The 22798-nt window shown below is 68.6% G+C and carries 22 protein-coding genes; 9 read left to right on the forward strand and 13 right to left on the reverse strand.

Annotation, left to right across the window (positions count from 1 at the left end; translation table 11 throughout):
* Window positions 1–53: 53 nt before the first annotated feature.
* Both AC1RUS_RS19780 and AC1RUS_RS19785 read left to right on the forward strand, forming a co-directional pair.
* A complete protein-coding gene (locus tag AC1RUS_RS19780; RefSeq protein ID WP_492918295.1) occupies window positions 54–449 on the forward strand; it encodes a hypothetical protein in 396 nt (131 codons plus the stop codon).
* Between the two features lie 2 nt (window positions 450–451).
* Window positions 452–706 (forward strand): hypothetical protein, encoded by a 255-nt coding sequence (locus tag AC1RUS_RS19785; protein WP_492918296.1) that lies wholly within the window; start codon window positions 452–454, stop codon window positions 704–706.
* Window positions 707–795: 89 nt separating this feature from the next.
* Here the strand turns inward: AC1RUS_RS19785 and AC1RUS_RS19790 are convergent, their stop codons facing one another.
* From AC1RUS_RS19790 to AC1RUS_RS19800, 3 genes are all read right to left on the reverse strand, one after another.
* Window positions 796–2772: a methyl-accepting chemotaxis protein gene (locus tag AC1RUS_RS19790; protein ID WP_492918297.1), complete on the reverse strand. Its 1977-nt coding sequence runs from the start codon at window positions 2770–2772 to the stop codon at window positions 796–798.
* 153 nt (window positions 2773–2925) lie between these two features.
* Window positions 2926–3849, reverse strand: coding sequence for a tyrosine recombinase XerC (locus AC1RUS_RS19795; RefSeq protein WP_492918298.1), 924 nt, complete (start codon window positions 3847–3849; stop codon window positions 2926–2928).
* Between the two features lie 148 nt (window positions 3850–3997).
* Complete coding sequence (locus tag AC1RUS_RS19800) at window positions 3998–4675, reverse strand: DUF484 family protein (RefSeq protein WP_492918299.1); 678 nt, start codon at window positions 4673–4675, stop codon at window positions 3998–4000.
* 134 nt (window positions 4676–4809) lie between these two features.
* Between AC1RUS_RS19800 and AC1RUS_RS19805 the strand changes: the two genes are divergently transcribed.
* Window positions 4810–6972, forward strand: coding sequence for a primosomal protein N' (locus tag AC1RUS_RS19805; protein WP_492918300.1), 2163 nt, complete (start codon window positions 4810–4812; stop codon window positions 6970–6972).
* A gap of 138 nt (window positions 6973–7110) precedes the next feature.
* Here AC1RUS_RS19805 and AC1RUS_RS19810 read toward each other — a convergent pair whose 3' ends face one another.
* Both AC1RUS_RS19810 and AC1RUS_RS19815 read right to left on the reverse strand, forming a co-directional pair.
* Window positions 7111–8691, reverse strand: a complete 1581-nt coding sequence (locus AC1RUS_RS19810) for an MDR family MFS transporter (protein ID WP_492918301.1) — start codon at window positions 8689–8691, stop codon at window positions 7111–7113.
* Window positions 8692–8716: 25 nt separating this feature from the next.
* Window positions 8717–9511 (reverse strand): TerC family protein, encoded by a 795-nt coding sequence (locus AC1RUS_RS19815; RefSeq protein ID WP_492918302.1) that lies wholly within the window; start codon window positions 9509–9511, stop codon window positions 8717–8719.
* A gap of 117 nt (window positions 9512–9628) precedes the next feature.
* Between AC1RUS_RS19815 and AC1RUS_RS19820 the strand changes: the two genes are divergently transcribed.
* The 4 genes from AC1RUS_RS19820 (at window position 9629) to AC1RUS_RS19835 (ending at window position 13876) form a co-directional block, all read left to right on the forward strand.
* A complete protein-coding gene (locus AC1RUS_RS19820; protein ID WP_492918303.1) occupies window positions 9629–10723 on the forward strand; it encodes an acyltransferase family protein in 1095 nt (364 codons plus the stop codon).
* Window positions 10724–10792: 69 nt separating this feature from the next.
* A complete protein-coding gene (locus AC1RUS_RS19825; protein ID WP_492918304.1) occupies window positions 10793–11482 on the forward strand; it encodes a CHAP domain-containing protein in 690 nt (229 codons plus the stop codon).
* A gap of 75 nt (window positions 11483–11557) precedes the next feature.
* Entirely contained in the window at window positions 11558–12517 is a 960-nt protein-coding gene (locus tag AC1RUS_RS19830) for a magnesium transporter CorA family protein (RefSeq protein ID WP_492918305.1), read from the forward strand.
* Window positions 12518–12655: 138 nt separating this feature from the next.
* Window positions 12656–13876 carry a pentapeptide repeat-containing protein gene (locus AC1RUS_RS19835; RefSeq protein WP_492918306.1) on the forward strand — a complete coding sequence of 407 codons (1221 nt, stop codon included), beginning with the start codon at window positions 12656–12658 and terminating at the stop codon, window positions 13874–13876.
* Window positions 13877–14003: 127 nt separating this feature from the next.
* On the opposite strand, the gene AC1RUS_RS19840 is transcribed toward AC1RUS_RS19835, so the two are convergent.
* Entirely contained in the window at window positions 14004–14864 is an 861-nt protein-coding gene (locus AC1RUS_RS19840) for a crotonase/enoyl-CoA hydratase family protein (protein ID WP_492918307.1), read from the reverse strand.
* A 79-nt stretch (window positions 14865–14943) separates the two neighbouring features.
* Between AC1RUS_RS19840 and AC1RUS_RS19845 the strand changes: the two genes are divergently transcribed.
* Window positions 14944–15732: an SH3 domain-containing protein gene (locus AC1RUS_RS19845; protein ID WP_492918308.1), complete on the forward strand. Its 789-nt coding sequence runs from the start codon at window positions 14944–14946 to the stop codon at window positions 15730–15732.
* Window positions 15733–15840: 108 nt separating this feature from the next.
* On the opposite strand, the gene AC1RUS_RS19850 is transcribed toward AC1RUS_RS19845, so the two are convergent.
* Window positions 15841–16275 (reverse strand): DUF488 domain-containing protein, encoded by a 435-nt coding sequence (locus AC1RUS_RS19850; protein ID WP_492918309.1) that lies wholly within the window; start codon window positions 16273–16275, stop codon window positions 15841–15843.
* 71 nt (window positions 16276–16346) lie between these two features.
* Here AC1RUS_RS19850 and AC1RUS_RS19855 point away from each other — a divergent pair, with 71 nt between their 5' ends.
* Complete coding sequence (locus AC1RUS_RS19855) at window positions 16347–17264, forward strand: alpha/beta fold hydrolase (protein WP_492918310.1); 918 nt, start codon at window positions 16347–16349, stop codon at window positions 17262–17264.
* Between the two features lie 105 nt (window positions 17265–17369).
* On the opposite strand, the gene AC1RUS_RS19860 is transcribed toward AC1RUS_RS19855, so the two are convergent.
* The 6 genes from AC1RUS_RS19860 to AC1RUS_RS19885 all read right to left on the reverse strand — a co-directional run bounded on the left by AC1RUS_RS19860 (window position 17370) and on the right by AC1RUS_RS19885 (window position 22701).
* Window positions 17370–18317 carry a thioesterase family protein gene (locus AC1RUS_RS19860; protein WP_492918311.1) on the reverse strand — a complete coding sequence of 316 codons (948 nt, stop codon included), beginning with the start codon at window positions 18315–18317 and terminating at the stop codon, window positions 17370–17372.
* Between the two features lie 184 nt (window positions 18318–18501).
* Window positions 18502–18690, reverse strand: a complete 189-nt coding sequence (locus AC1RUS_RS19865; RefSeq protein ID WP_492918312.1) for a hypothetical protein — start codon at window positions 18688–18690, stop codon at window positions 18502–18504.
* Window positions 18691–18732: 42 nt separating this feature from the next.
* A complete protein-coding gene (locus AC1RUS_RS19870; protein ID WP_492918313.1) occupies window positions 18733–19218 on the reverse strand; it encodes a transcriptional repressor in 486 nt (161 codons plus the stop codon).
* A 37-nt stretch (window positions 19219–19255) separates the two neighbouring features.
* Entirely contained in the window at window positions 19256–20044 is a 789-nt protein-coding gene (locus AC1RUS_RS19875) for an acid phosphatase (protein ID WP_492918314.1), read from the reverse strand.
* 63 nt (window positions 20045–20107) lie between these two features.
* Window positions 20108–21157, reverse strand: coding sequence for a 1,9-bis(guanidino)-5-aza-nonane synthase (locus AC1RUS_RS19880; RefSeq protein ID WP_492918315.1), 1050 nt, complete (start codon window positions 21155–21157; stop codon window positions 20108–20110).
* Between the two features lie 284 nt (window positions 21158–21441).
* Window positions 21442–22701 carry a type III PLP-dependent enzyme gene (locus AC1RUS_RS19885; RefSeq protein WP_492918316.1) on the reverse strand — a complete coding sequence of 420 codons (1260 nt, stop codon included), beginning with the start codon at window positions 22699–22701 and terminating at the stop codon, window positions 21442–21444.
* Window positions 22702–22798 lie beyond the last annotated feature (97 nt).

Here is a 22798-nt window from a genome sequence, read left to right on the forward strand (position 1 = left end):
GCGTTCGATCAATCGGACGTAGAGTGGCGGGGTTTCGGGAACGGAGCCCCGCCATGCTTTTGTCCGCCTTGCTGCTCGCCGCCGCCTATAGCGCCGGTCCTCCGCTCGTCGTGAACCCGCCCCAGGCGCGCAGCGCCGAGCGCGTCTATGGATGGACGGCGCCGGAGCCGGCCGAGCGGACGTTTCGGCTGTTCCCGCCTCCGCCCGGCGCCGGGCGCGTCGAGAAGACCCGGACCTATGCCTGGAAGACCGAGGCCCCGGCGATCTCGTCCGCGCCAGCCTGGTGCGGCGAGTCGGGCGTGCAGCGGGCGCGTGAGCCGGACACCTCGGTCCTGGCCAAGGTCGCGCCGCTGGGCGACCTGCCGCAGGCGAACCACACCCTGACCGTGCTGCGAATGGTGGACGGCTGTCCGGTGTCGTCGACGGTCCGCTTCAACGTCGGACGCTAGACATGCTGGGCGCGTTCCTGCTCGCCGTCGCGCTCCAGGCCGCGCCCGCCGAGGCTTCGCCTTCGACGCCGGCGCTGGTCGAGCGGACACGGCCCTGGGTCAATCCCTATGGCCGCTGCGACAGGGCCAGCGTCACGCCCGCTAGGGACGACCAGACCCGGTCCAAGCCCCGGCGCGGCGGCGAGCGAGCGCCCATGGGCCAGTATGCGGTGATCCGCATGGTCGAAGGCTGCGGCGTCCCGACCCCGATGAAATGAAAAAAGCCCCGCCGGTGCGTCCGGCGGGGCTTAGTCGTTTTCAGGGGAGGAACGCCCCATGAGGGGGTGGGGCGCTTACGCTTACAAACTTAGAATTCTTCCCAGTCGTCGCTCGACGGTTGGGCCTTGGCCGAGCCGGCGAAGGCGGCGAGCTTGGCCTGGGCGGCCTTGACCGGATTGGCGCCCGGGCGGCTGGCCGAGGTGGCCGGCTGCAGGGTTGGACGCGTGACCGGAGCGGCCGGACGACGGGCCGGAGCGCGGGCCGAGGTCGAGGCGCCGGCGCCGTTGACCTGGAAGCGCGAGATCATCTGCATCAGGTTGCCGGCCTCGCCCTTCAGCGAGTGGCTGGCGGCGGTCGATTGCTCGACCATGGCCGCGTTCTGCTGGACGGTCTGGTCCATCTGGTTGACGGCGGCGTTGACCTGGTTGAGGCCGGTGGCCTGTTCCGAGCCCGAGGCGGCGATCTCGCTGACCAGGCCGTCGATCTCGCTGACCTTGTTGACGATGGCCTGCAGCGCCTCGCCGGTCTGACCGACCATCGACACGCCCTGGCTGACCTGTTGGGTCGAGGACGAGATCAGGGTCTTGATCTCCTTGGCGGCGTCGGCCGAGCGTTGGGCCAGGGCGCGAACTTCCTGGGCGACGACCGCGAAACCACGGCCGGCTTCACCGGCGCGAGCCGCTTCGACGCCGGCGTTCAGGGCCAGCAAGTTGGTCTGGAAGGCGATCTCGTCGATGACGCCGATGATCTGGCTGATCGACTGCGACGACTTCTCGATCTGGTTCATGGCGTCGACGGCGCTGCGGACGACAACGCTGGAGCGTTCGGCGTCGGCGCGGGTCGAGGTGACGACGCGCGAGGCCTCGACGGCGCCGGCCGACGAACGCTTCACCGTGGCGGTGATCTCGTCCAGGGCGGCGGCGGTTTCTTCCAGGCTGGCGGCTTGCTGCTCGCTGCGGCGCGACAGGTCGTCGGCGGCCGAGGCGATCTCGTCGGAGCCCGCGCCAATGCTGCTGGCGGCGGTGACGATGGTGCGCATCGCCTCTTCCATCTGGGTGATGGCGCCGTTGAAGTCATTCTGCAGGCGCTTGTAGGCCTCGGGGAATTCCTGGTCGACGCGGTAGGTCAGGTCGCCTTCGGCCAGACGGGTCAGGCCGGTGGCGATGTTTTCCATGACGAAGGCCTGCTCGCGAGCGGCGGCCGCGGCGGCTTCCTGGTTGCGGCGGCGTTCGGCTTCGGTCTCGGCGCTGGCGCGCTGCTGGGCGGCTTCGGCCGTGCGCAGGGCCAGGGCGTTGTCCTTGAACACCTGGACCGAGCGGGCCATCGCGCCGACCTCGTCCTTGCGCTGGGCGCCGACCACGTCGACGTCCACCGAACCCTGGGCCAGGGTCTCCATGGTCTTGGACAGGTTGCTCAGCGGGGCCGAGATCTTCGAGCGGCCGATCCACAGGGCGAAGACCATGGCGGCGGCCGAGGCGATCAGGCCGAACAGGATGCTCATCAGCGAGCCAGTGGCCGATTCATTGGCGGCCTTGGCCACCATCGCCTTGGTCTCGTCATTGTGCTTGTTGGTATAGGCGCTGACGTCCTTGCTGAGGCTGGCGATGTCGGGGTCGATGACCGCCATCACCATCTTGGCGGCTTCGCCGGCGTTCTGGAGGCCCAGGTCCGCGCCCTGGCGGCCGCTGGAATAGATGCCGTCCAGACGGGTCTGGAAACCGGCGATCGTCTTGGCGGCGGCCGGATCGGCCGCCTTGACGTTGGCCAGGTTCTCCTTGGCTTCCTTGTAGGCCTTGTCGATCTCGTCGCTGGCTTCCTTGGCTTCCGCCGAGGCGCCGTCGTTCGAGACGGTGCGATAGGCCGCATAGCCGATGGCCGTGATGCGACGGTTGAAGCGCGAGCTTTCCAGCTCGGCCGGCGCGCGCTGCTCGACGAGAATCTTGGTGGCGGCTTCGGACTTGCGGGCTTGCCAGGCGCCCACACCGGTGATGGACAGCGCCACCACGGTGAGGATCACGGCCGGCAAGGCCACCTTGGTCGAAATCTTCAGATCGTCGAACGTCATCGCTAACCCCGTTTTCCGTCGCGTCGCCAAACGGCGGACATGCTTCGGCTCTCATCTCCAAAAGGGTCAGGCGCAGTAAAAACGCAGTTAATTCTGTGATTTTGTTAGGGTTGACGCGACAGGATGTCACAGCGGCGACGACCTGCGGTGGAGCTAGGCGTGGGGATGCGCCCTGGCGTAGGCGGCCATCAGACCGGCGGCGTCGACCTCGGTATAGCGCTGGGTGGTCGACAGCGAGGCGTGGCCCAGCAGGTCCTGGATCGAGCGCAGGTCGGCTCCGGCCCCCAGCAGGTGGGTGGCGAAGGCGTGACGCAGGGCGTGCGGCGTCACCCGGTCCGACAGGCCCAGACGGCCGCGCAACAGCTGCACCAGAGCCTGGACGTGGCGCGGCGACAGCGGTCCGCCCCGCTTGGCGCGGAACAGCGGCTCATCGGGCGCCAGCACAAAGGGCAGCACGGCGACATAAGCGTCGACGGCCTCGCGCACGGCGTCCAGCACCGGCACGATGCGGGTCTTGCCGCCCTTGCCGGTGATGCGCAGGGTTTCGGCCAGGGGCGCGTCGCGGCGCAGCAGCGACAGGCCTTCGGAGATCCGCAGGCCGCAGCCCCAGAGCAGGGTCAGCACCGCCTCGTCGCGCGCGACTTCCCAGTCCTCGCGGTCGGTGTCGGCGGTCTCGGCCAGCAGGTCGCGGGCCTGTTCCTCGGTCACCGGACGCGGCAGGCCGACCTTCAGACGCGGGCCGCGCACGAGGTCGATCAGGGCGTTGGGGGTGTCGAAGCGCTGGTCGAGGAAGCGGTGGAAGGCGCGGATCGACGACAGGCTCTGCGACAGCGAGCGCGGGGCCAGGCCGTCCTCGCCCTGCCGACGAAAGGCCAGATAGGCCCGCAGCTCGGCGGCGGTGATCGCGCCGAGGTCGGTCAGCCAGACGGTCTCGCCGCGATGGCGCTCCAGGAAGTTCAGATAGGCCACGACGTTGTCGCCATAGGCCCGCACGGTGCGCGGCGAGGCCCGCCGCTCGTGGGTCAGATGCTCCAGCCAGGCGGCGAGGGCCTGGCGGCCGCTGACGGCGCCGCTCATCTCCTCCCCCGCGGAGCGGGGGAGGGTGACCGCCGAATGGTGGTGGAGGGGGCGCTGCGGCGCAAGACGGCTGGAGCGACGACGCCCCCTCCGTCACGGCGCCGATAGCGCCGCGCCACCTCCCCCGTTTCACAGGGGAGGAGGAAAATCACAGAATCGGCCAGCGCTCGGCGGTGCGCTCGACGACGCGGGCCAGAAAGGCCACCAGGTCCGAGCCCATGTCGGGCGTGAAGGCTTCGGGATCGCTCGAGCCAAAGGCCAGGATGCCCTGGCGCGACGGCTCCCACAGGGCCAGGCGGACGATGGCCATGCTGCGGATGTGGTCCAGCTTGTCGCCGAACAGGCCCAGGGCCGGGGCGTAGAAGCCCATGCGCGCCACGGCGTGCTCGCCCATCAGCATGTCGACCTGACCCTCGATCAGGGCGTGCCAGCCGGCCGGCACGCGGCCCGGGCCTTCCAGCACGATGACGCCGGTGGTCAGGTTGAAGCGCAGGGCGGCCATTTCGTCGACGCGGCGCGCGAGGTCGGAATGGTTGCGGGCGTCCAGCAGGTCGATGACCGCCGCGTGGGTCTGGGCCTGGGCCGAGAAATTGGCGCGGGCGGTGGCTTCGATCTCGCGACGCACATGGGCCTCGCGCTGATGGGCGGCCGAGGCGCGGGCCAGGGCGGCGGGGCCGAAATCGATGACGTTGCCGCCGTCGACGCGGAGGCCCAGTTCGCCCAGCAGGCCGGAATCATCGCGCAGGAAATCGGGCTCGGTGCGCAGGAAGGCGCGGACGACCTCGGGGTCGACGGGCTGCTTCAAGGCTTGGGTCGCATCGCTCATGGTCTTCTGCTCCGCCCACCGGAAAATCCACTCAGAGGCGAACATCAAACCCATTATCGGTTAACGCCGGCTTGCGGTGCGCGACGACGCATCATCTCGACCCGGACCGACTTTCGCGGCAGAAGCTGATTCCCATGCCGCGCATCGCTTCCGTTCTTCTGCCCATGCCGCTGCCGGAGGCCTTCGACTACGCCGAGCCCGAGGGGCTGGGGCTCGAACTGGGCGACCACGTCACCGTCCCTCTGGGGCCTCGCGTGATTCGCGGCGTGGTCACCGCCCTGCGCGACGGGACCGGCGGCAACCGGCCGCTGAAGCCGGTTCTGGAAAGGCTCGACGATCCGTCCCTGCCGCCGGGCGTGCTGACCTTCATCGACTGGGCGGCGCGCTATTCGGTCGACGTTCCCGGCTGGCCCCTGGCCATGGCCCTGCGCGGCCTGCGCCATCCGCCGCCCAAGCCCGACAAGGTGCTGGTGCTCACCGGAACCCAGCCCGGGCGCATGACGCCCGCGCGCCTGAAGGTGCTGGCCGCCGCGCAAGCCGGGCCGATGTCGGGCGCGGCCCTGGCCAACGCGGCCGGCGTCTCGGCGGGGGTCGTCAAGGGGCTGGTCGACGAGGGCGCGCTGGCGCTGGAACTGGTCGAGGCCGACAACAGTTTCCCGGCGCCCGACCTGTCGCTGCCGCCGCAGTCGCTCAATCCCAGCCAGCAGGCCAGCGCCGACGTGCTGACCGAGATGCTCGGCCAGGGCGGCTTCCAGGCGGCGCTGCTGGACGGCGTCACCGGCTCGGGCAAGACCGAGGTCTATCTGGAGGCCGTGGCCGCCGCCCTCGCCGAAGATCCCGATAGTCAGGTCCTGATCCTGCTGCCCGAGATCGCCCTGACCCAGGCGGTGATGATGCGCTTCGAGGCCCGGTTCGGCGCCGTGCCGGCCGAGTGGCACTCCGGCGTCGCCCCGCCCAAGCGCCGGCGGGTCTGGGAAGGCGTGGCCAGCGGCCGGGCGCGGATCGTGGTCGGGGCCCGCTCGGCCCTGTTCCTGCCGTTCCGCAAGCTGCGGCTGATCGTGGTCGACGAGGAGCACGACAGCTCGTTCAAGCAGGAAGAGGGCTTCATCTACCAGGCCCGCGACCTGGCTGTGGCCCGCGCCAAGATCGAGGGCGCGCTGGTGGTGCTGGCCTCGGCGACGCCGTCGCTGGAGAGCCTGTTCAACGCCCATGCCGGCCGCTACCGCTGGCTGCGGCTGGGCGCGCGGCACGGCGCGGCCCAGCTGCCCGACATCAGCCTGATCGACATGCGCGAGACCCCGCCCGAGCCCGGGCGCTGGCTGTCCAAGCCGCTGATCAAGGCCATGGCCGTGACCCTGGAGCGGGGCGAGCAGTCGATGCTGTTCCTCAATCGCCGGGGCTATGCGCCGCTGGTGCTGTGCAAGGCCTGCGGCGAGAAGATGCGCTCGCCCGACACCGACAGCTGGCTGGTCGAGCACCGCTACACCGGCCGCCTGGTGTGCCACCTGACCGGCTTCTCGATGAAGAAGCCCGAGGCCTGTCCGCACTGCGGGGCCAAGGACTCGCTCGTGTCGATCGGCCCCGGGGTGGAGCGGGTCGAGGAGGAGGCGCGCTATCTGTTCCCCCACGCCCGCATCGCGGTGTTCTCGTCCGATACGGTGATGGACGCGGCCGGGGCGCGGGCGCTGGTCGACAGCATGGCGGCCGGCGAAATCGACATCCTGGTCGCCACCCAGGCGGCCGCCAAGGGCCACAATTTCCCCAACCTGACCCTGGTGGGCGTGGTCGACGCCGACCTCAGCCTGCGCGGCGGCGACCTGCGGGCCGGCGAGCGGACCTTCCAGCTCCTGGCCCAGGCGGCCGGCCGGGCCGGACGGCACGAGAAGCCGGGGCGGGCCATGCTGCAGACCTACACCCCCGACCATGCGGTGCTGCAGGCCCTGAAGGCCCAGGACCGCGACGCCTTCGTCGAGGCCGAGCTGCGGATGCGGGAAGAGGCCGGCCTGCCGCCCTTCGGACGCCTGGCGGCGGTGATCGCCTCGGGTCCCGACGGCGCGGCCCTGGACACCTATGTCGAGGCGCTGGCGGCGGTCATTCCCAACGCCGAAGGGGTGGAGGTGTTCGGCCCGGCCGACGCGCCGCTGTCGCTGGTGCGCGGGCGGCGTCGCAAGCGGTTCCTGGTGCGGGCCGACCGCACGGTGGACCTTCAGGGCTTCATGAGCGCCTGGCGGGCGCGGGCCAAGGTCCCGAACTCCGTGCGGGTCGTGATCGACATCGATCCCTACAGCTTTTTGTAGGACCGCTATTCCGCAAAATCCTTGTCATCCCGGCCAAGCGCGAAGCGCGCCGAGCCGGGACCGCAGGAAGCGCCAGCGCATGCCATGGTCCCGGGTCTGCGCTGCGCTTCGCCCGGGATGACAATCCTTTTGCAGCCGTCAGATCGTCGGCGGCTCGTCCTTGACCAGCACCGGCGCGGCCGTCGGCATGCGCGAGCGCAGGGGCAGGGCGGGGATGAACAGGATCACCACCAGCCCGGCCAGCACCACCAGGGCTCCGGCCTCGACCACGCCGCGCACGGCCTGGATCAGGGCGTTCTGCAGGGCGGGGTCCACCGCGCCGTGACGGCCGCTGGCGGCGGCCTCGACCGCCATGCCTTGCAGCGCGCCCAGGTCCATCGACCCGCCCTGAGCGGCCAGGCGATGGGTCAGCAGGGCTCCGGCCAGGGCCGCGCCGACCGTCGAGCCGATCTGGCGGAAGAACTGGTTGGAGCTGGTGGCCACGCCGATGTCGCGCGGCTCGACGGCGTTCTGGGTGGCGATGTTGAACAGGCTCTGGCCGGGACCCAGGCCCACGCCGACCACCAGCAGCAGGCCGCACAGCACCGGCAGGCTGACCTTGCCCAGGAAGAAGGCCAGCAGGCTGACCCCCACCAGCAGCACGGTGACGCCGCCCAGCATGAACGGCTTGTACTGGCCGGTCTTGGTGACCAGCTGGCCGGAGATGGTGCTGCCCACGATCAGACCGCCCATCAGGGGCAGCATGGTCAGGCCGCTGGTGGTGGCCGCCACGCCCATGCCCAGCTGCAGATAGAGCGGCAGGAACATCACCACGCCCATGAAGGCCATGGAGATCAGGAACCCGGCCAGGTTGGCGCTGGAGAAGGTGCGGTTCTTGAACAGGTGCGGCGGCAGGATCGGATTGCTGAAGCGGGTCTCGACCACGATGAACAGCGCCAGGGACACCGCCGCCAGGGCGAACAGGCCCAGGCTCTGCGGCGAACTCCAGGCGAAGCTGTGGCCGCCCAGGCTCAGCGCCAGGAGCAGCGGCACGAAGGCGGCGATCAGCAGAGCCGCGCCCACGAAGTCGATCTTGCCCGAGCGCTTGTGCGGCAGGGCCGGCATCTTGACGATGACCATGAACAGCGACAGCAGGCTGAGCGGCAGGTTGACGTAGAACACCCAGCGCCAGCCGGCCACCGTGTGGGTTCCGATCTGCACCGTGCCGTGGTCGGTGAAATAGCCACCGATCAGCGGGCCCAGCACGCTGGCCAGGCCGAACACCGAACCGAAGATGCCGGCGAACTTGCCTCGCTCGCGCGGCGGATAGAGGTCGGCGATGATGGCGAAGGCGGTGGTGAACAACGCCCCGCCGCCGATGCCTTGCAAGGCGCGGAAGACGATCAGCTGCACCATGCCGCTGACGCCCAGGATCGGCCCGAACTCTCCGGACAGGCCGGAAAGCCAAGACCCGACCAGGAAGATCGAGATGCCGATCACCAGGATCGGCTTGCGGCCGTAGATGTCGCCCAGCTTGCCCCAGATCGGCACCATCACCGTCGAGGTCAGCAGGTAGGCGGTGGTGACCCACGAATACAGCGTCAGGCCATGCAACTCGCTGATGATGCGAGGCATGGCCGTCGAGACGATGGTCTGGTCCAGCGCGCTGAGCAGGAAGACGATCATCAGCGCGCCGAGCGTCAAGCGGCGCTCGGCGTCGCTGAAAGGCGTGTCGTTCATCAAAAGAGACCCCGACGGGGACCCTTTAGTGGTCGCCGTCACCCTTCTTGGCCGCCGATTTTCGCGACAGCATGTTGAGACCCTCGACCCCGGCCGAGAAGGCCATGGCCGTATAGATATAGCCCTTGGGCACGTGCATGCCGAAGGCTTCGGCGATCAGTACAGTGCCGATCATCAGCAGGAAACCCAGGGCGAGCATCACGACCGTCGGGTTGTCGTTGATGAAGTTGGCCAGCGGGTCCGAGGCTAGCAGCATCACCGCCACGGCGATGATGACCGCGATGATCATGACCGGCAGATGGTCAGTCATGCCTACGGCGGTCAGGATCGAGTCGATCGAGAACACCAGGTCCAGCAGGATGATCTGGAAGATCGCCGCGCCGACGTTGGAGATCACCGCGCCGGTCTTGTCCAGGACGTCGTGGCTTTGCTGCTTGGTGTCCACCGAGTGGTGGATTTCCTTGGTGGCCTTCCAGATCAGGAACAGGCCGCCGGCCAGCAGGATCAGGTCGCGCCACGAGAAGGCGGTCTCGAACGAGGGCTCGCCATGCGCGCCCAGCGGACCGACCAGGCCCAGATTGAACACCGGCGCCGTCAGGCCGACGATGAAGGCGATGGTCGACAGCAGCACCAGACGCATGATCAGGGCCAGCGAGATGCCGATGCGGCGCACCCGCTGTCGATGCTCGGGCGGCAGCTTGTTCGACAGGATCGAGATGAAGACCAGATTGTCGATGCCGAGCACGACCTCCATGACGACGAGCGTCACGAGGGCGAGCCAGGCTGCGGGGTCCATGGCGAGGCTAAGGAGTTCGTTCATCGTCCGGTTCTAATGTTCTGTTTGGAAAACGCGCCTCGGCCCACCCCCTCAAGTGAGCCACGTCCATGCAAGGAACGCGACGGAAGCCCCCAGGCTTCGCCAAACTGGACTGGAAATATGCCCGACGCCGCCAATATCAAGTCCCTGACCGCGTTGCGGTTCTTCGCGGCCTTCTGGGTCGTGCTGTTCCACTACTGGCCCAATCTCGCCGTCGGCTTCACGCCGGCCGTGGCGACCAAGGGCTATCTGGGCGTCGAGGCCTTCTTCACCCTGTCGGGCTTCATCCTCTGCCACGTCTATCTGCAGGGGTTTGGCCAGGGGCGGTTCCGCTATGGCGACTTCCTGTGGAACCGGCTGGCGCGGGTCTATCCGCTGCACCTGGCCACCCTGCTGGGCGTGGGCCTGATGGCCGCCGCGGCGGGCCTGGCCGGCATCACCGTCGGCCACAACATCGTCTCCTGGGAGGCCCTGCCGGCCAACCTGGTGCTGCTGCACGCCTGGGGCCTGGCCCCGGTGTCGGGCTGGAACCACGCCTCGTGGTCGATCTCGGCCGAGTGGTTCGCCTATCTGACCTTCCCGGTCTTCGCCTTCGCCGCCTGGTCGCTGCGCCAGCGGCCGTTCCTGGCCGTGGGCCTGGCCCTGGCCCTGATCGCCGTCCTCTATCCGGCCTTCCAGGCGCTGGCCGGCTTCCCGCTGACCGAGGCGACGATCAAGTGGGGCGCGCTGCGCATCGTGCCGTGCTTCGCCTATGGCTGCGCCCTGCACGCCCTGTGGCGGTCGGGCGGGGTTCCCGGCCGAGTCGCCGCGCCGGGCCTGGCGGCGGCGACACTGGTGGTGCTCGCTACGGTGCAGCTTGGCGCCTATGACTCGGTCATCGTCATGGCCCTGGGCGGCCTGATCCTGGCCCTGGCGACCCTCGCCTCGAGCGGCTCGAAGTTCGGCGCTCAAAGTCTCTTCGTCTATCTGGGAGAGATCAGCTATTCGACCTACATGATCTGCATCCCGTGGAAGATCATCGCCGTCAATGCAGCGACAAAGCTTCTCCATATCGAGGATGACAAGCTGCCGCTGATCGTCTGGATCGCGATTGTCTGCGCTCTGGTCCCACTTTCATCGGCCTCGTATCATCTGATCGAGAAACCTGCCCGCGAGCGCATGAAGTCTTGGGCCAAGGCCTGGGAAGCGCGACGACCGGTCGCGGCCGGCGCCTAAGAAACACTCTTTTCACATCTGGCTGGCAGGGTTATCCCTTACGCCCAGTAACGGGGGAGTACCCACAGCATGACGAAACGGACGAGGACCCTGTGGGGTTCCATCGCCGCCGCCGCCATGATCAGCCTGCTGCCGATGTCCGGCGCGGTGGCTGACGGGTACTGGCAGTGCGTTCCGTTCGCGCGTCTGATGTCGGGCATCCAGATCTTCGGCGACGCCCGCACCTGGTGGTCCCAGGCGGTCGGCAAGTACGAGACCGGTTTCGTGCCCAAGGCCGGCGCCGTCCTCTGCTTCAAGCCCACCGGCCGCATGACCCTCGGTCACGTCGCCTTCGTCTCCCAGGTCCTGACCGACCGCGTCATCCAGGTCACCCACGCCAACTGGTCGATCATCGAGGGCGATCGCGGCCAGATCGAACAGGACGTCACCGTCGTCGACGTCTCGCCCGAGGGCAACTGGAGCCAGGTGAAGGTCTGGTACGATCCGATCCGCGATCTCGGCACCACCGTCTACCCGACCAACGGCTTCATCTACCAGAACGCCCAGGCGACCAAGATCGCCGCCACCACCAGCAAGATCGCCCTGGCGCAAGACGCCGCCGTCTCGCTGGCCAAGCAGGCCGCCAACCAGGTCGCCGCCTCGGTCCGCGCCTCGCCGCTGGACATCATCAGCCAGGCCGCCGACTCGACCGACCGCATCGCCGCCCTGATCGCGGCCGCGACCTCGTCGGACGACAACAAGCAGAACCCGCCGCGCTAAGCCGCGTCGCATTCGTCAAGTTGACGGCAAGCTCCGGCTGCGTCATGCCCGGCGTGTGACGAGGCTCGCCGACCCATGCTGAGAGTTTTGCGCCACGGCGCTCCCGGCTTCGAGACCGGCTATTCCGGACCCGACTGGCGCCTGCCCGCCGACGCGGTCTGGATCGAGCTGGTCGACCCCACCCGCGCCGAGGAAGTCGCCGTCGAGCAGTCGATCGGCCTGCTGCTGCCCACCCGCGAGGAGATGGCCGAGATCGAGGCCTCCTCGCGCCTCTACCAGGAGGACGGCGGCACCTTCATGACCGCCACCATCCTGGTCAACGCCGACGGCGACCTGCCCACGGCCGCGCCGGTGACCTTCGTGCTGACCGGCCAGCGGCTGGTGACCATCCGCTATGTCGAGCCGCGCGCCTTCTCGGTGTTCGCCGCCCAGGCCGAGCGCCAGCCCAGCCTGTGCCCCAACGGGCCCCAGACCTTCCTGGGCCTGCTGGACGCCATCGTCGACCGCACCGCCGACATCCTCGAGCGCACGGCCGGCGAGGTCGAGGCTCAGTCGCGGGCCATCTTCAGCCGTCCGCGCGGCGGGGCGTTCGAACAGATCCTCAACAAGCTGGGCCGGGCCCAGAACGTCAATTCCAAGGCCCGCGACAGCCTGGTCAGCCTGGCGCGCCTGCTGTCGTTCGCCTCCCTGGCCGAGCAGTTCGAGGGCGACCGCGACCTGCGCGACCACCTCAAGTCCCTGCAGCGCGACGTCCAGTCGATCACCGACCACTCCAGCTACGTGTCGGGCAACATCACCTTCCTGCTCGACGCGGCCCTGGGCCTGATCAACATCGAGCAGAACTCGATCTTCAAGATCTTCTCGGTGTTCTCGGCCATGTTCCTGCCGCCCACCTTGATCGCGGGGATCTACGGCATGAACTTCGAGCACATGCCCGAACTGCGCTGGATGGAGGGCTATCCGATGGCGCTCGGCCTGATGCTGGTCGCCGCCGTCGGACCGCTGCTTTGGTTCAAGCGTAAGGGCTGGTTGTAGGCGCGGCCGCAAACGGCTCGCGGGGTATCGGTAACATCGCAAACCCCAGGTTTCGCTCACTTTTCAGGCAGGTCTGAACCTTTCCTTAAAGCTGCCGTGCGAGGCTCCGTCGCTACGAAGGGGCTCCACTTCTCTCTAATGTCCGCCGCCGCGAAACCCAGTCTGATCCGCATGCTGCACCACACCGCCATCAAGGCGGTGCTGGAGGGCCATGCGCGGTTCCTGAAGGGTCTGCCCAAGGGCCAGCGGGCCAACTTCGCCTATGTGAACCTCAACAACTACAACTTCGAGGGCGTCGATCTCTCGGAAGCCGACCTGACCGGCGCGCTGCTGGGCGGGGCGCTGATGGCCCGGGTCAAGCTGAACCGCGCCACCCTGTACGGGGCCGACCTGCGCGACGCCGATCTGCGCGACGCCGACCTGACCCGCGCGGACATGCGCGGCGCCTGTCTGCGCGGGGCCAACCTGTCGGGCGCGGACCTGTCGGGCTGCGACCTGCGCGAGGGCGTCACCGCCGTGCAGGACGACACCAAGGGCTTGCGGATCCTCGAGCACAAGAAACGCCCGGGCGAACTGGACTACGCCCTTCTGAACGGGGCCAAGCTGGCCGGCGCGCAGATGTCGGGCGCCTTCGCCCAGGCCGCCGACTTCACTGACGCCGACCTGACCGGCGTGTCGCTGCAGGGCGCCAAGCTGGCCAACGCCCGCATGGACGGCGCGGACCTGTCCGGCGCCAACCTGCACAACGCCGACATGGCCAAGGTCTCGCTGCGGCGCGCCGTGCTGGTCGGGGCCGATCTCTCGGGCGCCAATCTCGAAGACGCCGACATGACCGAGGTGCTGCGCGCGCCGCCGCCGATCATCTATGTCGACGACCTGCCGCTGAACGAGGTGCTGGAAGCCCACGAGGCCTTCTGCAAGTCCGACGGCCGCGACGGCGCGATCGCCAAGGTCGACTCGGTCGATTTCCGCCCGCTCAAGCGTCTGAAGAACCGCCGGCTCAGCGGCCTGTCGGCCCCGGGCGCGATCTTCTTCGGCATGGACCTGGAAGGCGTGCAGCTGCAGGGCGCCAATCTGTCCGGCGCCGACCTGCGCGGCGTGAAGCTGAAGAACGCCGACCTGCGCGGGGCGCGCCTGGTCGGGGCCCAGCTGTCCAAGGCCGACCTGTCGGGCGCCAAGCTGGGCCCGCTGAAGATCGCCGAAGACCGCTTCATCCGCGCCGACCTGACCCGCGCCGTGCTGCGCGGCGCCAACCTGACCGGCGCCAGCGCCCCCCGCGCCCGCTTCCTCGAAGCCGACCTGACGCGGGCCAAGCTCGAAGGCTGCGACCTGAAGGGCGCGGAGCTGCCGGCTCAATAGATGCTCCCCCTGTGGGGGAGCTGTCGCGGAGCGACTGAGGGGGTCCTCAACGGCATGGACCGGAGAGGACCCCCTCCGGCCCTCCGGGCCACCTCCCCCCCAAAGGGGGAGGATCTATAGCGCTCCCCTACATCCGCTTCTTCAACGGCAGCAGGTCCGGGAAGTTGGTCGGCCGCTTTTCCTGCTTGGCCGTGAAGGCCTCGGCCATGTGCGAGCCCGCAAACATCCCCGTCTGCCAGGTGGCGATATAGTCCAGGCCGTCGGCGATGGTGTGGTCGCGGGCGTAGTTGATCATCACCTTGCTGCCGGCCACGGCCAGGGGCGACTTCTCGGCGATCTCGCGGGCGGTCGCCAGGGCGTGGGCGACCACGGCCTCGTGGCTGTCGAACAGCTCGTTGACCAGGCCGATGGCCAGGGCCTTGGCGGCGGGCAGGCGACGGCCGGTATAGGCCAGCTCGCGCACCCAGCCCTCGGGGATCAGCTTGCACAGGCGCGGGAAGGTGCCGACGTCGGCGGTCATGCCGATATTGATCTCCTGGATGCAGAAGAAGCTGTCGGCCGTGGCGTAGCGGATGTCGCAGGCGCTGACGAAGTCGACCGCCCCGCCGATGCAGCCGCCCTGGATGGCGACAATCACCGGCATGCGGGCCTTGTCCAGGCAGCTGAAGGTGTCCTGCAGGTGATGGACGTAGCGGCGGAAGCTCTCGCCGGCCACGTGACGGTCGCCGCTGCGCTCCTCGGTGACGCCTTCGCCGTCGGTGAACACCGAGAGCTCCATGCCGGCCGAGAAGTGTTTGCCCGTCGAGCTGATGACGATGCAGCGGGCCAGGGCGTTGTCGTCAATATGTTTCACAATTGCGGGAAGCTCATTCCAGAACGCCCGTGTCATAGTGTTCATGGCGTCGGGACGTTTCAGCTGGATGTGCGCGACGCCAGCCTCGATCTCGACCTTGAAACAGCTATAGTCCACCTGTTCGTGGATGCTCATGCCGTCCTCCCTTATCGTTGATCAGGGACTATCTCGCGGACGGGACGCGGCGCCAACACTGCCTCTAGGGAAGACCCACATGAAGATGACCCAACTCCCCGCCGGCCTGGCCATCGCCGCCATGATCGCCGCCGGCGCCGCCGCTCCCGTTCCCGCCATGGCCCAGTCCAAGGGCCTGGGCAGCCTGTTCTCGTGCGAGGGCTCGGGCAAGAAGCAGGAAGGCGGAGCCCTGATCGGCGCGGCCGCCGGCGCCTTCCTCGGCAGCAAGGTCTCGAAGAACGAAAAGACCCTCGGCGCCCTGGTCGGCGCGGCCGCTGGCGCGGCGGCGGGCTCGTACATCGGCTGCCGCATGCAGTCGACCGACACCGCCCTGGCCCAACAGGCCACCAAGACCGCCCTGGAAACCGGCCAGCCCCAGACCTGGTACAACAAGCGCACCGGCGCCTCGGGCCGCATCGACGTGGTCTCGTCCAGCTACGGCCCGCCGGTCGACAGCCGCAGCCTGCGCTTCGCCTCGGGCGTTTCCAGCCTGCCCAGCTACGACGCCCTGGGCGGCCAGTACGCCGCCAGCGGCACGGTGAACCTGCGCGCCTCGCCGTCGACCAAGGGCAAGGTGGTGGGCAAGCTGGCCGCCGGCCAGACCTTCGACGCCCTGGGCGCGGCCCCGAACGGCGGCTGGATCCTGGTCGGCCAGAACGGCTACGGCGTCGGCTATGTCTCGCCCTCGCTGGTGCGCCCCGTGCAGGTGGCCGCCGCCTCGTGCCGCGTGATCGACGCCTCGGTCTCGACCTCGGGCCAGCGCCCGGCCGCCGAGCGCTACAGCGCCTGTCGCGACAACCGCGGCGAGTGGCAGCTGACCCAGGCTTAAGACGCTGTCATCCCGGCCAAGCGAAGCGCCGAGCCGGGACCGCGGGAAGCTCCGAGTTTGCCGTGGTCCCGGGTCTTCGCTGCGCTACGCCCGGGATGGCAACTGAATTTACAGGTTCACCACCTCGCACTTCAGCCGCTGCCGAATCTCGTCCGCCAGGATCGTGCGGTGGCAGCAGGCCGGGTCGTCCTCGTAGCAGAGCAGGGCGATCCGCCGTTTGCTGGTCAGCTCGACGGCTTCGGCCAGGGCCAGCTGCGAGGCCGGCTCCTCCATGTGGACCGCGAAGATCTCGGCCATCTCGGCGGCGCGGCCCGCCTTGGCGGCGTCCCGCCCGGCCTTGGGCGTGCCCAACGCGCGCAGGTGCAGATAGTCGACTCCGGCGGCGTTCAGGCTGCTCGACAGGATGGTCTTGGAGAACCCGGCCCGGCGCGAGGCGGCCACGGCGCGGACGTCCACCACCAGCTCGACGTCGGCGGCCTTGAGCCGGCTGATCACGCCGTCGACGGTGTCGCTCTGATAGCCGATCGTGGCGAGACGATTCATCGAAGGCTCCATTGGACGTCGGCGGGTCGCGGGCCTACCTTAACGCCCGAGCCGCAAAAGGAGCCCTGTCGATGGACGCGGCCGTTTTCCGAGAACCCCGGCGACGCCTGATCGCCATCGACAGCCCGGCCGGGTCCGGCGAGGTGGCGGGCCTGGAGTTCGGCCCTCAGGACCGGGCCATCGACGTGGTCTTCGTCCACGCCAACGGCTTCAACGCCCGCACCTACAACACCCTGCTGGCCCCGCTGGCGGCTGGCCTGCGCATCCTGGCCGTTGATCAGCGCGGCCACGGCGCCACGACCCTGGCCGCCCAGCCCGACGGCCGGCGCTCATGGCTCGACCTGCGCGACGACCTCGTCGCCCTGCTCAAGGCGCTGGACGGCCCACCCGTGGTGCTGGCCGGCCATTCGATGGGCGGCACGGTCAGCCTGCTGACGGCCGCCGCCCTGCCCGACAGGGTTCGCGGCCTGGTCCTGCTGGATCCCGTGATCATGCCGCGCCTGGCGGTGCTGTACGCCCAGGCGCCTTGGACCTCGGGCGCGCTGTGGAAGAGGCTGCCGATGGTCCAGGCCGCCCTGCGCCGCCGCGCGGTCTTCGACGACCGCGAGGCCGCCGTCGCCGCCTATGCCGGGCGCGGCGCCTTCAAGACCTGGCCCGAGGTCATGCTGGCCGACTATGTCGACGGCGGCTTCGTCGATCGCGACGACGGCAAGGTCGAGCTGGCCTGCGCCCCGGCCTGGGAGGCCTCGAACTATTCGGCCCAGGGCCACGATCCCTGGCGGGCCGTCCGCCGGGTGACCGCGCCGGTGCGGATTCTGAAGGCCGAGCGCGGCTCGACCTGCCGGGTCGCCGACGGCGCCCGCGGCTTTGCGCGACGGGGTCAGGACGTGGTCGTCGAGACGGTTCCCGGAACCAGCCACTTCCTGCCGATGGAACGCCCGGACCTGGCCCGCGAGGCGATCTTTGAGATGGCGGCGCGGCGCCGTTAAAACCTGTCATCCCGGACAAGCGCAGCGCAGATCCGGGATCGCAACAGGCTCAGAGCTTCCGGAGGTCCCGGCTCGGCGCGCTTCGCGCTTGGCCGGGATGACAGATTACAAAGCCAACCCCTCCACCGCATGGGCCTTCAGCGCCGCCTGGGCCGCCGGGGTGACCGGCACGGCCTTGCGGGCGTCGAGGTCGAAGGTGATGGCGACGGCTTCGGAGGTTCCCCAGGGCTGGCCCGTGGCGGGGTCGAGCATCCAGTGGACCACCCGCATGGTGCGCGGATCGCTGCCGACCAGGCCCGAACGGATCTCGACGCGGTCGCCGGTCCGCGGCCAGGCCAGGTAGGCGATGCGATATTCCAGCACCGCTCCGCCGGTCCGCGCGGGAGCATAGTCAGCGTGCTCGACCACCAGGTCGCGGAACGGGCCGATGAAGCTGCCGATGCCGTCCGACACCCGGCCGATGAACTGCTCGGCCCGCATGCGGCCAAAGACGTCGCATTCGGTCGGCGACAGGGCCCCCAGGCCGATCCGTTGCAAGCCCAGGGCGTTGGCGCGCTCCAGGCTGGCCGTGGGCGTGAAGGGAGACAGGTCCAGGCTACGGGCCTGGGCCTTTTCCGGGATCTCGACCTTCAGGGCCTGGGCCCGCTCCAGGGTCACCTTCGGCCAGGGAAAGACCTCGCCCTCGCGCGGGGTGGCGTGAACCACTGTGGTCTGGAAGGTCGCCGCCAGCTCGCCGGTGGCCGAGTGCACCAGCAGCTGCAGCAGCTTGGCCTCGGTGTCGCTGATCTCGATCACCCCGCCCAGCATGTGAAGGGTCGCGCCGGCGTGGGCCTCGCGCAGGAAGCGGATGTGGTGGTCCTTCACCAGCAGGGTAGCGTTGGCGTAGGGCGTGAAAGCGTGGGGCAGACCCAGTTCGGCGGCTAGGCCCGCTAGACCCTCCATGGCGCGGACGATGTAGTGGCGCACGTTCATGTGCCCCATCTCGTCGCAGTCCCAGGTATTGACGCCCCCGCGCCAGATCTCGACGCCGGGGAGGGGGGCAGCGGTCGTCATGGGCGGGTCTCGGGAAGTGAACGGACGTTTGAGGGTAGCGGGGTTCGTGCGAACCGCGCAATCGCCCAACCCTGTCATCCCGGGCGAAGCGCAGCGCAGACCCGGGACCGCAACAAGCGCCGCGTTTCCGGCGGTCCCGGCTCTCCGCTTTGCTGCGGCCGGGATGACAAGTTTTGTTGGCTAGCTAGTGCTTGCCGGGCGACTGCTTGAAGGTGTCGCCGACTTCGGTCGCGTCGCCGCCATCAGGGCCCGCCGCCTTTTGCGAGCGCTCGCCGGTCTTCTGGACCTTGTCCTTGCCGCCCAGGGCCGTGGCTTCGCCCAAGGGCTCGGCGTCGTTGGCGCGGCGGCCTTCGGTATTGGGTTTATCGACCATGTCGGATCTCCTGTGTTCAGGAGGAACCGATCCGTACGAGGCCTAGTTCCGGCAATCGGCGCACAGCCCGTGCGCCTCGATCGTCACCGCCGTCAACGCGTAGCCGGCCAGTTCGCCGGCGGCGATGATCTCGGCGCTGGCCTTGGGCTCGATCTCGCGGGTCACGCCGCAGCAGTCGCAGATCAGGAAGGCGGCGGCGTGGCCGTCGGCCTCCTTGCGGCAGGCGACATAGGCGTTGAGGCTCTCGATGCGGTGGGCGAAGCCCTGCTTTTCGAGGAACTCCAGGGCCCGGTAGACGGTGGGCGGTTTCGCGGGCGGCCCCTCGCCCCCGAAGGTGGCGATCAGGTCATAGGCCTTCACCGGCTGGCCGGCCTGCAGCAGCAGCTCCAGCACCCGGCGGCGCGGCGCGGTCAGGCGCTGTTCGGACGCGACGCAGCGCGCCTCGGCGGCCTCCAGTTCTGCCGCGAGAGCGGAGCCGGCGACGCCGTTGTGGTCGTGATCGTGATCGCAAGCGGCGTGATGGGCCATGGCCAAGAGGTAGAGGGGCGGGGCCCCTCCCGCAAGCTCAGAGCAGCGGTTGAGCCACCAGAGCCGCCTCGGCGTCGCAGCGGGCCTTGTCCGGCGCCGGTCCCGCGACGCGCGCGGCGGCCAGTTCTGTCCGGATCGCATCGACGTCCGCGCGGAAGGCGGCCGAGCGGTGCAGGGCGGCGACCAGGCTGGCGGCGTTCATCTCGCCGGCCATCACCGAGCTCTGGTTGTGCACGCCGCAGACCAGACGGCTTTCGCCGAACGCCCGGGCGCGGGCCAGGACCGGCGTGGCGGTCTCGGGCGAGGCCTCTGCCAGGATCAGGCCCACGGTCCAGCCCCAGGTCGAATGGCCCGACGGATAGTCGGGGCTGGCGGCCAGGCCGACGGTCTTGTCGACGCAGATCGGACCCTCATCGACCAGATAAGGCCGCTTGCGCTTGTAGAGATCCTTGGGGCCGTTGACCGCCGCGCCGACGTCGTAGCGGATCTTCAGCAGCAGTCCGACCAGCTTCGGCGTGGTCTGGGGCGTGGGCGTCAGGCCCAGGGCGCAGCTGTAGTCCGCCAGGATGGCCTTTTCGTCGACGTCGTTCTGGGCCAGGGCCCAGCGCGGCGTGTCCTTCAGCTTGCGGGTGTCCAGGAAGAACTTGCGGTCGGCCTGTGCGATGACCGAGCCGTCGGCTGGAGCAGGCGGCAGCACCTTGGCGGTGTCCAGCACGCCGGCGGCAAGGTAGCCCTTCGGGGCGGGCGCATCCTGCCGGGCCAGGGCCAGGCTTCCGCAACCGATCAGCAGGGCCGCGCCGGCGGCCAGGGCAAGCTTGAAACGCATAGCAAAAGGTCCCCCGAACGGTGGTTCGGAGGACCCTGCATTCTCAGCGTGGCCGTATCAAGCCTACTTGCCGAACAGCTTGTTCCAGCGCGGCTTCTCGCGGCCCTTCCAGGCTTCGCGGTGATAGGCGTCCGAGGCGATCAGCGGCACCACGGTGGTGGCTTCGGCGAAGACCATCTGCTCGTGGGTGGTGTTCACCTTGCCCCACGAGGCGGCTTCCTTCAGCGTCGACGACGAACAGGCGCCGTCGCGGACGTCGGCCACGGTGATCTGGATCGCGTACTTGTGCATGTCGGCCTCGACGCCGAGGATCTCGGCGCAGACGACGGTGTCCTGGGCGAAGTTCTTGGGAACGCCGCCGCCGACCATGAACAGGCCCGTGGTGCCGGCCGCGATCTTGATGTCGGTCAGTTCGCGGAAGTCGGCGACCGCGTCGATCATCAGATAGGGCTGCTTGGCGGCGATGCGCTCCTTCTGGTGCTTGACCAGGCCGAAGCCGGCCGAGCTGTCGACGAAGGCCGGGCAGAAGATCGGCACGCCTTCTTCATAGGCGGTCTGGATCAGCGAGCCGGGCTTCTTGGCGTTGCCTTCGCTCAGCCACTTGCCCATCTCCCAGATGAACTCGCGCGAGGAATAGGCGCGCGGCTCCAGGCGATTGCAGATCTCCAGGATCGTGTGATCGCAGTTCTGGAGCTCTTCCTCGTCGATATAGGTGTCGTAGATGCGGTCGATGTAGTTGTCGCGCAGCACGTTGTCGTCGACCGGGCCGGCGGCCTGATAGTGCTTGAAGCCCAGGGCTTCGAAGAAATCCATGTCGACGATCGACGCGCCGGTGGCGACCACGGCGTCGATCATGCCGTTCTTCACCATGTCGCGGTAGACGTGCATGCAGCCGCCGGCCGAGGTCGAGCCGGCCAGGATCAGCCACGGCGAGCAGTTCTGGTCGGTCAGCGCCATGTTGAAGATGTCGGCGGCGCGGGCGGTGTCGCGGCTCGAGAACGACATCTTGCGCATGGCGTCGATGATCGGACGCGCGTCGAACGAGGTGATGTCGATGTGTTCGACGACGTTTTGCAGCAGTTCGGCTTTGGTGTTCGGAACGGGAGCGTTCATCGCTTCGGTTTCCCTGACTTTGGACGCCCGTCGTTGAAAGCAACTCTTCGCCGGGACGGAGCGACCGGCGGAAAGCGGAAATGCGGTTCGTATCCCAACGCCCGAGCGGGGGATGCGGCGCGCGGTTTAACTCAGATTTGTCACGGCGCTTAGTGACGATTTCGCGTCGTGCGTCCTTCGAGGCCTGCTGCGCAGGCGCCTCAGGATGAGGACGTCAGTACAGATGTCCTCATCCTGAGGTGCGAGCCGCCGGCGAGCCTCGAAGGACGCACGGCGGATCTCAATCAGCGACGGCGCTTGCGCTTGCCGGCCGCGCCTTTCGGACGCGAGAAGCGGACAACCTTGCGCTCTTCCGATTCCGGCTTGTGGGTCGGGATCGAGCGCTTGGCCAAGCCGTACATCGAGGCCATCGGCGCGTCCTGCACCTCGACGGTGTCGGTCTCGCCAAAGCCGTTGAAGCGTGTCGACATCGCCACGCCATAGGCGCCCAGCATGCCGATCTCGATATAGTCGCCCTCGTCCACGCTTTCCGGCAGGTAGAACGGGCCGGGCATGTGGTCGACGCTGTCGCAGGTCGGGCCATAGAAGCGGAACGGGCGCAGGCCCTCTTCCACCACTTCGCCGTTCTTGCGGTACAGCTTCACCGGGAACGGCCACTTCATGTGGGCCGCGTCGAACAGCGAGCCGTACGAGCCGTCGTTCAGATACAGCGCGTCGCCCTTCTTCAGCTCCACCTTGACCAGCAGCGACGAGGCCTCGGCCACCAGGGCCCGGCCGGGTTCGCACCACAGCTCGGTCGTCTCGTGAACCATCATCTCGGAGAAGCCGCGGTCGATGGCCGCCAGGTACTCGGAGAGTTCCGGCGGGGCCATGCCCGGATAGATCGACGGGAAGCCGCCGCCGACGTCGACGACATCGGCCAGCACGCCGGCGCGCACCAGGGCCCGCGAGGCCTGGGCCATCGCGGCTTGGTACGCCGTCGGGCGCATGCACTGGCTGCCGACGTGGAACGACACGCCCATCAGGTCCTGGGTGGCGCGGCGGGCGGCCAGCAGCAGGGCCGGAGCATTGTGGCTCTCGACGCCGAACTTGCCCGACAGGCTGTAGGCCGCGCCCTCGGCCTGCACGCCCATGCGGACGATCAGATTGAGGTCCTTGGCGTTGCCGGTCGCGTCGAGGATCTTGGCCAGCTCTTCGTGGGTGTCGAACGAGAACGTCCGCACGCCGTGATCGAAATAGGCGGCCGAGATCGCCACGCGGCTCTTGACCGGGTGCATGAAGGCCAGGCGCGAGCCCGGGGCATGCTCGGCGACGAGCTCGATCTCGTTGAGGGAGGCGACGTCGAACGACCGCACGCCGGCTTGCACCAGTTCACGGATCACCCACGGCGAAGGATTGGCCTTCACCGCGTAAAAGACATCGCCTTTGAATTCAGCCTGGAACCAGCGCGCCGCTACCGACACCGCGTCCGGTCGCACGAGTGCGACAGGACGTTCCGGTGACCGCTCACGGACCAGGTCCAGGGGTTCATGGTACGTGTGCAATTCACGTAGACCCCTGCAGAAGTTAAACCCAGACCGGCGTTAGCAGCGCTTATGAGGACTTCGGGTCCGCCGGAAGCGAGCGAAATAGGGGTATCGA

The sequence above is a fragment of the Caulobacter sp. GW821-FHT10F06 genome (genome assembly GCF_058809215.1).

Excerpts from the sequence above, each read along its gene's own strand:
- AC1RUS_RS19780 (WP_492918295.1), top strand. The coding sequence starts at position 54 with ATGCTTTTGTCCGCCTTGCTGCTCGCCGCCGCCTATAGCGCCGGTCCT.
- AC1RUS_RS19785 (WP_492918296.1), top strand. The coding sequence starts at position 452 with ATGCTGGGCGCGTTCCTGCTCGCCGTCGCGCTCCAGGCCGCGCCCGCC.
- AC1RUS_RS19790 (WP_492918297.1), bottom strand. The coding sequence starts at position 2,772 with ATGACGTTCGACGATCTGAAGATTTCGACCAAGGTGGCCTTGCCGGCC.
- AC1RUS_RS19795 (WP_492918298.1), bottom strand. The coding sequence starts at position 3,849 with ATGAGCGGCGCCGTCAGCGGCCGCCAGGCCCTCGCCGCCTGGCTGGAG.
- AC1RUS_RS19800 (WP_492918299.1), bottom strand. The coding sequence starts at position 4,675 with ATGAGCGATGCGACCCAAGCCTTGAAGCAGCCCGTCGACCCCGAGGTC.
- AC1RUS_RS19805 (WP_492918300.1), top strand. The coding sequence starts at position 4,810 with ATGCCGCGCATCGCTTCCGTTCTTCTGCCCATGCCGCTGCCGGAGGCC.
- AC1RUS_RS19810 (WP_492918301.1), bottom strand. The coding sequence starts at position 8,691 with ATGAACGACACGCCTTTCAGCGACGCCGAGCGCCGCTTGACGCTCGGC.
- AC1RUS_RS19815 (WP_492918302.1), bottom strand. The coding sequence starts at position 9,511 with ATGAACGAACTCCTTAGCCTCGCCATGGACCCCGCAGCCTGGCTCGCC.
- AC1RUS_RS19820 (WP_492918303.1), top strand. The coding sequence starts at position 9,629 with ATGCCCGACGCCGCCAATATCAAGTCCCTGACCGCGTTGCGGTTCTTC.
- AC1RUS_RS19825 (WP_492918304.1), top strand. The coding sequence starts at position 10,793 with ATGACGAAACGGACGAGGACCCTGTGGGGTTCCATCGCCGCCGCCGCC.
- AC1RUS_RS19830 (WP_492918305.1), top strand. The coding sequence starts at position 11,558 with ATGCTGAGAGTTTTGCGCCACGGCGCTCCCGGCTTCGAGACCGGCTAT.
- AC1RUS_RS19835 (WP_492918306.1), top strand. The coding sequence starts at position 12,656 with ATGTCCGCCGCCGCGAAACCCAGTCTGATCCGCATGCTGCACCACACC.
- AC1RUS_RS19840 (WP_492918307.1), bottom strand. The coding sequence starts at position 14,864 with ATGAGCATCCACGAACAGGTGGACTATAGCTGTTTCAAGGTCGAGATC.
- AC1RUS_RS19845 (WP_492918308.1), top strand. The coding sequence starts at position 14,944 with ATGAAGATGACCCAACTCCCCGCCGGCCTGGCCATCGCCGCCATGATC.
- AC1RUS_RS19850 (WP_492918309.1), bottom strand. The coding sequence starts at position 16,275 with ATGAATCGTCTCGCCACGATCGGCTATCAGAGCGACACCGTCGACGGC.
- AC1RUS_RS19855 (WP_492918310.1), top strand. The coding sequence starts at position 16,347 with ATGGACGCGGCCGTTTTCCGAGAACCCCGGCGACGCCTGATCGCCATC.
- AC1RUS_RS19860 (WP_492918311.1), bottom strand. The coding sequence starts at position 18,317 with ATGACGACCGCTGCCCCCCTCCCCGGCGTCGAGATCTGGCGCGGGGGC.
- AC1RUS_RS19865 (WP_492918312.1), bottom strand. The coding sequence starts at position 18,690 with ATGGTCGATAAACCCAATACCGAAGGCCGCCGCGCCAACGACGCCGAG.
- AC1RUS_RS19870 (WP_492918313.1), bottom strand. The coding sequence starts at position 19,218 with ATGGCCCATCACGCCGCTTGCGATCACGATCACGACCACAACGGCGTC.
- AC1RUS_RS19875 (WP_492918314.1), bottom strand. The coding sequence starts at position 20,044 with ATGCGTTTCAAGCTTGCCCTGGCCGCCGGCGCGGCCCTGCTGATCGGT.
- AC1RUS_RS19880 (WP_492918315.1), bottom strand. The coding sequence starts at position 21,157 with ATGAACGCTCCCGTTCCGAACACCAAAGCCGAACTGCTGCAAAACGTC.